The organism is Arthrobacter sp. 2YAF22_2, from assembly GCF_052114645.1.
Classification (GTDB): domain Bacteria; phylum Actinomycetota; class Actinomycetes; order Actinomycetales; family Micrococcaceae; genus Arthrobacter.
Map to the genome: position 1 here is coordinate 1 of NZ_JBFRFD010000166.1, position 6,688 is coordinate 6,688.

Sequence of the window (6,688 nt, forward strand, 5' to 3'; positions counted from 1 at the left end):
ACGCTGGCAAGCACGCCGTCGTCGTTGTACAGCCCCAGCAGCAGCGAGCCGATCCGGTCCGGGCCGGAGGTGTGCACCCGGTAGCCGGCGAGCACACAGTCAGCGGTACGTTCGTGCTTGACCTTGAACATGGTGCGTTTGTCCGGTTGGTACTTCGAGTCGAGGGCCTTCGCAATAATGCCGTCCAGTCCGGCGCCCTCGAACTGTCGGAACCACCGTCCAGCGGTCTCCCGGTCCCCGGTCGCCGCGGTCAGGTGGACCGGCGCGGAACTGCCCGCGAGGGCCCGTTCCAGGGCCGCGCGGCGCTCTGCGAAAGGCCTGCCGGTGAGGTCCTCCTCGTCGAGGGCCAGCAGGTCGAAGGCGACGAAGCTCGCGGGGGTTTGCTCGGCGAGCAGACGGACCCGGCTCGCCGCGGGGTGGATCCGCTGCTGGAGCCCGTCGAAGTCGAGCCGGTCCCCCGTGGCTCCAACCAGGATGATCTCGCCGTCGACCACGCCGCGCGGCGGGAGGTTCAGTTTCAGGGCCTCCACAAGCTCCGGGAAGTAGCGGGTGAGGGGTTTGCCGTTGCGGCTGCCGATCTCCACCTCGTCCCCGTCGCGGAAGATGATGGAACGGAATCCGTCCCACTTGGGCTCAAAGCTCATCAGCCCGTCCGGCAGGCCACTCACGGCTTTCGCCAACATCGGCGCGATCGGGGGCATCAGCGGCAGTCGCATAGGCCCTATTCTGGCGTGGCAGGACGCCCGCGTCGATCCCCCCGCCGGTCCGGCGCCTTGAATTCCGGTCCGGGCCGGAAAACTAACGCACCGCTTACCGGCCGGAAACGCAGCGGCAACATTGGCGCCGGACACTGGAAGGGCCGGCAAGCGCAGGCACCAGCTCCAGTCCGGGAGGCCCGCCATGTTGAAGGAAGCCAAAGCCCAAATAACCCGGGTCCGTGCCCTCGATCAGCTGCACCGCGGCGACGAGATCGAAGCCCGGCTGCGCGTCGGCCCGAATTACGACGACGTCGTGATCCGCCGCGGCAGCGTCCAAGAGACCGCACCCGGGATCGGCGTTGTCTGGATCCTGGACCGGCAGTCGGGTACCCGCAAGGCAGTCAACGCGGACGAGTGCAGCCTGTGGCGGGTGGCCTGACCCGGGCCGCCGGCGCCGTCAGGAAGCATTGCCCGGTACCAGCGAATGCAGCCACTGGATGGTGCCGTCGGTGATTGGATGGGAGGCTCCGAGTGTCTCAAGGTATGAGCGCACATCGGACATCTCGGCCTCCCGGCGCGCGGCATGGACCGGCGTGCTTTCGAGGATCCGCGCTACCAGCGCCGGGCCGGACGGGCCCAGCTCCGAGGCGATCTGGCCGATGATCCAGTCCTCGGCTCCCACGGCCCTTGCGGCTGTGACGGACTCAAGGACAGTGGCCGCAAGGCCCTTCATGAAGACGCTCCGAAGCAGCTTCAGCCCGGCGGCCGCCCCGGCGTCGCGGCCCGCACTCGTCGCCGGGATCCCCCAGCCGGCCAGGACCGGCAGCAGCGCGTCCGACCCCGCGCCGCTGATCAGCAGGGGGGTTGCGATCCGGGCGCGGGGAACCGGCGCCAGGATGGCGACGTCGACGAACCCGATGCCGTGCTGCTCCGCGCGTTGGGCGAACCGCTGCTTGTCGGCGGGCCCGGCGGTGTTCAGGTCGGCGAAGATGGCTGCCGGCTCCATCGCGGGGAGGGCCTCCTCAAGGGCGGCTTCCGCGGCCCGTCCCCCGACCAGGCTCAGCACCAGGCCGGCGCCGCGCACCGCCCCGGCGATGCTGCCGGTGCGGGTGACCCCGGGCGGCGTTGCAGCGGCCATGGGATCGGTGGCCGTCACGGCCGCTCCGCGCCCGGCGAGGTCCGCGGCATAGATGCTCCCGGCCTCGCCGAGACCGAGTACTGCGACGCGCTTGCGGGCACTCCCCTCCGATGCTCCTAAGATTGTAGACAAAATGGTGTCCCGCATCGGGGTTCCTTCCTTTGTACGGTCATTTCCGGGAGTTGAGTGCAAATGTCGTCAGCAATTGGCGGTCCTTTACCGGAGGCGGCGGCCGCCGTGGACAAGCGGGTCACCGACGTCATCCGGGCCGCGATCATCCGGGGGGAGTACGCACCCAACCAGCGTCTCATCGAGGCCGACCTCAGTGCGGCGTTCTCGGCCAGCCGGGCTACCGTCCGCACCGCACTGCTCGAACTCGCGGGCGAGGGCCTGGTGGAACGCCTTCCTAACCGTGGCTCCCGGGTTCGGGCCATCTCCGTTGACGAGGCCATCGAGATCCTGGAAGTGCGGATCGGCGTCGAGGGCTTGTGCGCCGCCAAAACCGCCGCGAGCATTTCCGACGACGACGCCGCGGCCCTGGAACGCCTGCGGGCCCGGATGATCGAGTCGGTGGCCGAGGGCGACCTGGTCGAATACTCGCGGCTGCACCTCTCCCTCGACAACCGGATCCGCGAACTCAGCCATCATGCCACCGCCGCCGACGTCCTGGCCCGGCTGCACGCCCAAAGCGTCCGGCACCAGTTCAAGTTGTCGTCACGTCCCCAGCGGGCGAAGGTCTCGGTGCTGGAGCACGCCGCGATCATTGACGCCGTCGTCGCCCGGAATCCCGACGCCGCCGAGCGGGCGGTGCGCAGCCACCTGCTCAGCGTCATCGAGGCCCTCCGCGAAGTGTCGGCGGCGGAATCCGAGGCACCCGCTACTTGACCCCGCTGTGTCTGGCAGCCGCCCGTCAGTGGGCCGCAGCACCCGCCGTGCGCCATCCGCCGTGGTACTCGGTGCGTGCCGTGACGGCGTAGGGCACAGGGCTCACGACGGCGCGCACGCTGAGCTGTTCGTGCGGTTCCACCGTGGTCTTGCGTGACCCGCCGTCGGGTTCCCCCCATACGACGCGGACCTCGGTGCCGACCTCCACGTTGGGATCCACCGTGGCCAGCGACAGGCCGCGCCGCTCGTTGGCCGTCACGCCGGTGAAGAGTGAGAGGCCCACTGCCGCGCCGTCGGCGTCCACCACCGAGTCGTAATTCGACGAGCCGTAGTTCGCATTGGGGACGTCAAAAGACTGGTAACCGGGGGTGTCGCGGTCCAGGAAGGAAGCCCAGATCTTGGCCAGGTCCTCGTCGTTCCACGCCAGCGTGACCTTCTTGCGCTGCCTGGCCGGATCGATCTTCTCGAGGGCCTCACGGCCGATAAAGTCGTGGTCGAACTTCACGAACGAACCGTAGCCGAGCTCCCACGGGGTGAGGTAGTAGTCCTCAATGTTCGGGGAGAGGAACGAGCCGGCCAGCGCATTGGTCGCTTCGTAGCTCGCAGCCGGCAGCCATTGACGGTAGGCGCGTTCAGCGTCGCTGCTGTAAATCGCCGGAAGTGGGGATGGAATCCAGCCGGACTCAAGCGTGTTGGAGGAGTAGGCACGCGAGCCGCAGGGTTCGATGCCGAATTCGGCGCCGGCTTCGAGCACGGCGTCGCGGATCTTCCCGTGCTGCTCGTAGGGGCCCCAGATCTCCAGCCCCGGGGCGCCGGCCATTCCGTGCCGCAGGGTGCGCACCTGCTCGCCCGCAATCCCCAGCTGGCCCATGTGGAAGAACTTCACCTGCTCCAGCGTCGCGCCATTGAGTTTTTCGATGATCTGCCAGGCGTTCGGGCCCTGGATCTGGAAGCGGTAGTACTCGCGCCGGACGGCCTCGCCGTAGGGCCGTGACGGCGACCGGTCGTCATAAACGCATTCGACGTCGTACCCGCCGGTCTCGGCGTGGAACTGGAGCCAGTTCGCCGCGGGGGCCCGTCCGACGTAGACGAAGTCGTCCTTGGCCTGGTGGAACAGGATGCCGTCGCCGATCACGCCGCCGTTGGATGCCGTCGGCACGAACTGTTTGGCCGTGTTCACGGGGAAGTTCGCGAAGCTGTTAATGCCGGTGTCCGAGAGGAGCTTGAGCGCGTCCGGGCCCTTCATGAAGAAGTTCACCATGTGGTGGGACTGGTCGTAGAGCACGGCCGTCTCCCGCCAGGCACGCTGCTCGCGCCGCCAATTGGTGAACTCCGCAGGGACCACTGGGTAGATATACGTGCCGAGTTGGGAGTTGCGAAGCAGTTCGACGGTGTTGCCCGCCGCGTCGAGCGCATCCTGCAGGGACTTCTGGGCCATCAGGTATTCTCCTTCGGTTTCATTCGGGTGCCTGGGCCGCACCGCTAGGCGGCGCGGTAGCTTTCGCGTGCGTACTGCACGAGCGCAGGGAAACACGTAGGGGCGCGATGGCGAGATGCGCAGAAGTTCAACCGGCGAGCCCAGCCGGTCGAGGGCTGCCTGCAGGCTCTGCGACACTGCGGAACATCCGTCACTGTGAACTCCTTCGTTCGGTGTGGGACGGGAAATCCAGCCAGCGCCCCTCACATCCAGATTGCTAACAAAATTGTATCCGATGCCTTGACCGAGATGCCAGAGCGTGGTTGTCTGGCACTGTCCGCGGGTGCCGGGCGGCGACGACGCGGGAACGATCCGGAAAGGACTCGAACATGGGCAACGGAGCCACCGTCCTCGTCATCAGCGCGCACGCCGGCGACTTCGTCTGGCGGGCCGGCGGGGCCATCGCCGCCGCCACCGCCCGCGGCGACCGCGCCGTCGTCGTCTGCCTCTCCTACGGCGAGCGCGGCGAATCCGCCAGCCAGTGGCTGGCGGGAAAGTCCCTGGACGAGATTAAGGCGCTCCGCCGCGGGGAGGCCGAAGCCGCGGCCGCCGCCCTCGGGGCGGAAGTCGAATTCCTCGACGCCGGCGACTACCCGCTGCTGCCGAGCCGGGAGCTGCTTGATGAACTCGTCCGGATATACCGCCGGGTGCAGCCCACCGTCGTGCTCACGCACCCGCTGCTTGACCCGTACAACGGCGACCATCCGGCGGCTGCCAGGCTGGCGATCGAGGGCAGGATTCTGGCCCAGGCAATCGGCTACGACGCCCCCGGCGAGGTGCTCGGCGCCCCGCCGGTGTTTTTCTTCGAGCCGCACCAGCCCGAGCAGTGCAACTTCAAGCCCGACGTCCTGCTCGACATCACCGCCGCCTTTCCCGCCAAAGAACGGGCGATGAAGTGCCTGCCCGCCCAGCAGCACATGTGGGACTACTACACCTCACTGGCCGTGCGCCGCGGCGTCCAGGTCAAACGCAATGCCGGCCCCAACCTCGGCCTTCCCGTGGACACCAGGGGCGAGGCCTACATGCGCTACTACCCCCAGGTCACCGAGGTCCTCGAATGAAGACCGTCGTCGTCACCGACATCGAGCGGGCCGAAGCTTCGACCGTCCACTCGCTCGGGGCGCACGGCGTGGCCACCGTGCACGAGGCGATGGGCCGCAGCGGCCTGGTCGGGGCCACCTTGCGGCCCATCCAGGACGGCGTCCGGATTGCCGGTTCAGCTGTCACGGTGCTCTGCTGGCCGGGCGACAACCTGATGATCCACGCGGCCGTGGAACAGTGCCGTGAAGGTGACGTGCTGGTGGTGACCACCACGTCGCCCTCACTGGACGGCTCGTTCGGTGAGTTGTTCGCGACGGCCCTGCAGCGCCGGGGGGTCCGCGGGCTTGTGACCACCGGCGGAGTCCGGGACACCGCCGAGCTGCGGGCGATGGGCTTTCCGGTCTGGTCCGCCGCGGTCAACGCCCAGGGCACGGTCAAAGCCACTGCCGGCTCGGTGAACGTTCCGGTCACGGTGGGCGGCGCCGTCGTGCGCCCGGGCGACGTGATGGTGGCCGACGACGACGGCGTGCTCTGCGTGCCGCGCGGTGCTGCAGGGGCCACGCTCCAGGCCGCCGACGCCCGGGTTGCGCGGGAGGCCGAGTCGCGCGCGGCGTACCGCGCCGGCGAACTCAGCCTGGACCGCAACCGGCTCCGCGGCGTGCTCGACGCCCTGGGTGTCCGCTACCTGACCGCGGCGGAGTACGAGGCCGACCATGGCCGGGATTGACGGCATTCCCTGCATTCTCATGCGCGGAGGCACCTCCAAGGGCGCCTACTTCCTCGCCTCCGACCTGCCGGCAGATCCTGACGAACGCGACGGGCTGCTGCTGCGGATCATGGGTACCCCCGACCCCCGGCAGATCGACGGGCTGGGCGGGGCCCACCCGCTCACCAGCAAGGTCGCCGTCATCTCAGCCTCCCCCGACGACGGCGCCGACGTGGACTACCTCTTCCTGCAGCTGGGCGTCGACACCGCGTTCGTGAGCAGCAGGCAGAACTGCGGCAACATCCTCGCCGGGGTGGGGCCGTTCGCTGTCGAGCGCGGCCTGGTCCCGGCCGGCGCCGGGCACACCGAGGTGCGGATCCGGATGGTCAACACCAACAGCATCGCCACCGCGCGTTTCGCCTCCCCGGCCGGCGTCGTGGACTACGACGGCGGCCTCGTGATCGACGGCGTTCCCGGCACGGCCGGTGCGATCAAGCTCGACTTCGAAGGCACCGCCGGCTCGTCGACCGGGGCCTTGTTCCCGTCAGGCAAGGTGCTGGACCGCGTGCTGGACGTGGAGATGACCTGCGTCGACAACGGCATGCCGAGCGTGCTGCTGCGTGCCGCCGATCTCGGCGTCAGCGGCGGCGAATCCCCCGATGCCCTTGAGGCCGATGCCGGCCTGGCCGGACGCCTCGCCGAGCTGCGCGGGGCCGCTGCCGCCCTGATGGGCATGGGTGACG

The 6,688-nt window shown here is 68.9% G+C and carries 8 protein-coding genes; 5 read left to right on the forward strand and 3 right to left on the reverse strand.

Annotated features, from left to right (window positions below):
- On the reverse strand, positions 1-716 hold a 716-nt coding region (locus tag AB4Y86_RS08780), incomplete at its 3' end, for an ATP-dependent DNA ligase (protein ID WP_441401867.1).
- A gap of 184 nt (positions 717-900) precedes the next feature.
- Between AB4Y86_RS08780 and AB4Y86_RS08785 the strand changes: the two genes are divergently transcribed.
- Entirely contained in the window at positions 901-1,137 is a 237-nt protein-coding gene (locus AB4Y86_RS08785) for a hypothetical protein (protein WP_441401868.1), read from the forward strand.
- A gap of 18 nt (positions 1,138-1,155) precedes the next feature.
- On the opposite strand, the gene AB4Y86_RS08790 is transcribed toward AB4Y86_RS08785, so the two are convergent.
- The gene (locus AB4Y86_RS08790; RefSeq protein ID WP_441401869.1) at positions 1,156-1,968 is read right to left on the reverse strand and encodes an NAD(P)-binding domain-containing protein; all 813 of its coding nucleotides are present in this window, start codon (positions 1,966-1,968) and stop codon (positions 1,156-1,158) included.
- 60 nt (positions 1,969-2,028) lie between these two features.
- On the opposite strand from AB4Y86_RS08790, the gene AB4Y86_RS08795 reads away from it, so the two are divergent.
- Positions 2,029-2,721 carry a GntR family transcriptional regulator gene (locus AB4Y86_RS08795; protein WP_441401870.1) on the forward strand — a complete coding sequence of 231 codons (693 nt, stop codon included), beginning with the start codon at positions 2,029-2,031 and terminating at the stop codon, positions 2,719-2,721.
- Between the two features lie 25 nt (positions 2,722-2,746).
- On the opposite strand, the gene ligM is transcribed toward AB4Y86_RS08795, so the two are convergent.
- Positions 2,747-4,159: a vanillate/3-O-methylgallate O-demethylase gene (gene ligM, locus AB4Y86_RS08800; RefSeq protein ID WP_441401871.1), complete on the reverse strand. Its 1,413-nt coding sequence runs from the start codon at positions 4,157-4,159 to the stop codon at positions 2,747-2,749.
- Positions 4,160-4,527: 368 nt separating this feature from the next.
- Here ligM and AB4Y86_RS08805 point away from each other — a divergent pair, with 368 nt between their 5' ends.
- The 3 genes from AB4Y86_RS08805 to AB4Y86_RS08815 form a co-directional block, all read left to right on the forward strand.
- On the forward strand, positions 4,528-5,259 hold the full coding sequence (locus tag AB4Y86_RS08805) for a PIG-L deacetylase family protein (RefSeq protein WP_441401872.1): 732 nt from the start codon (positions 4,528-4,530) through the stop codon (positions 5,257-5,259).
- Complete coding sequence (locus AB4Y86_RS08810; protein WP_441401873.1) at positions 5,256-5,966, forward strand: 4-carboxy-4-hydroxy-2-oxoadipate aldolase/oxaloacetate decarboxylase; 711 nt, start codon at positions 5,256-5,258, stop codon at positions 5,964-5,966. The genes AB4Y86_RS08805 and AB4Y86_RS08810 overlap by 4 nt, the downstream gene beginning before the upstream one ends.
- Positions 5,953-6,688, forward strand: a 736-nt coding sequence (locus tag AB4Y86_RS08815; RefSeq protein ID WP_441401874.1) for a PrpF domain-containing protein, incomplete at its 3' end; no start/stop codon positions are given. The genes AB4Y86_RS08810 and AB4Y86_RS08815, both read left to right, overlap by 14 nt.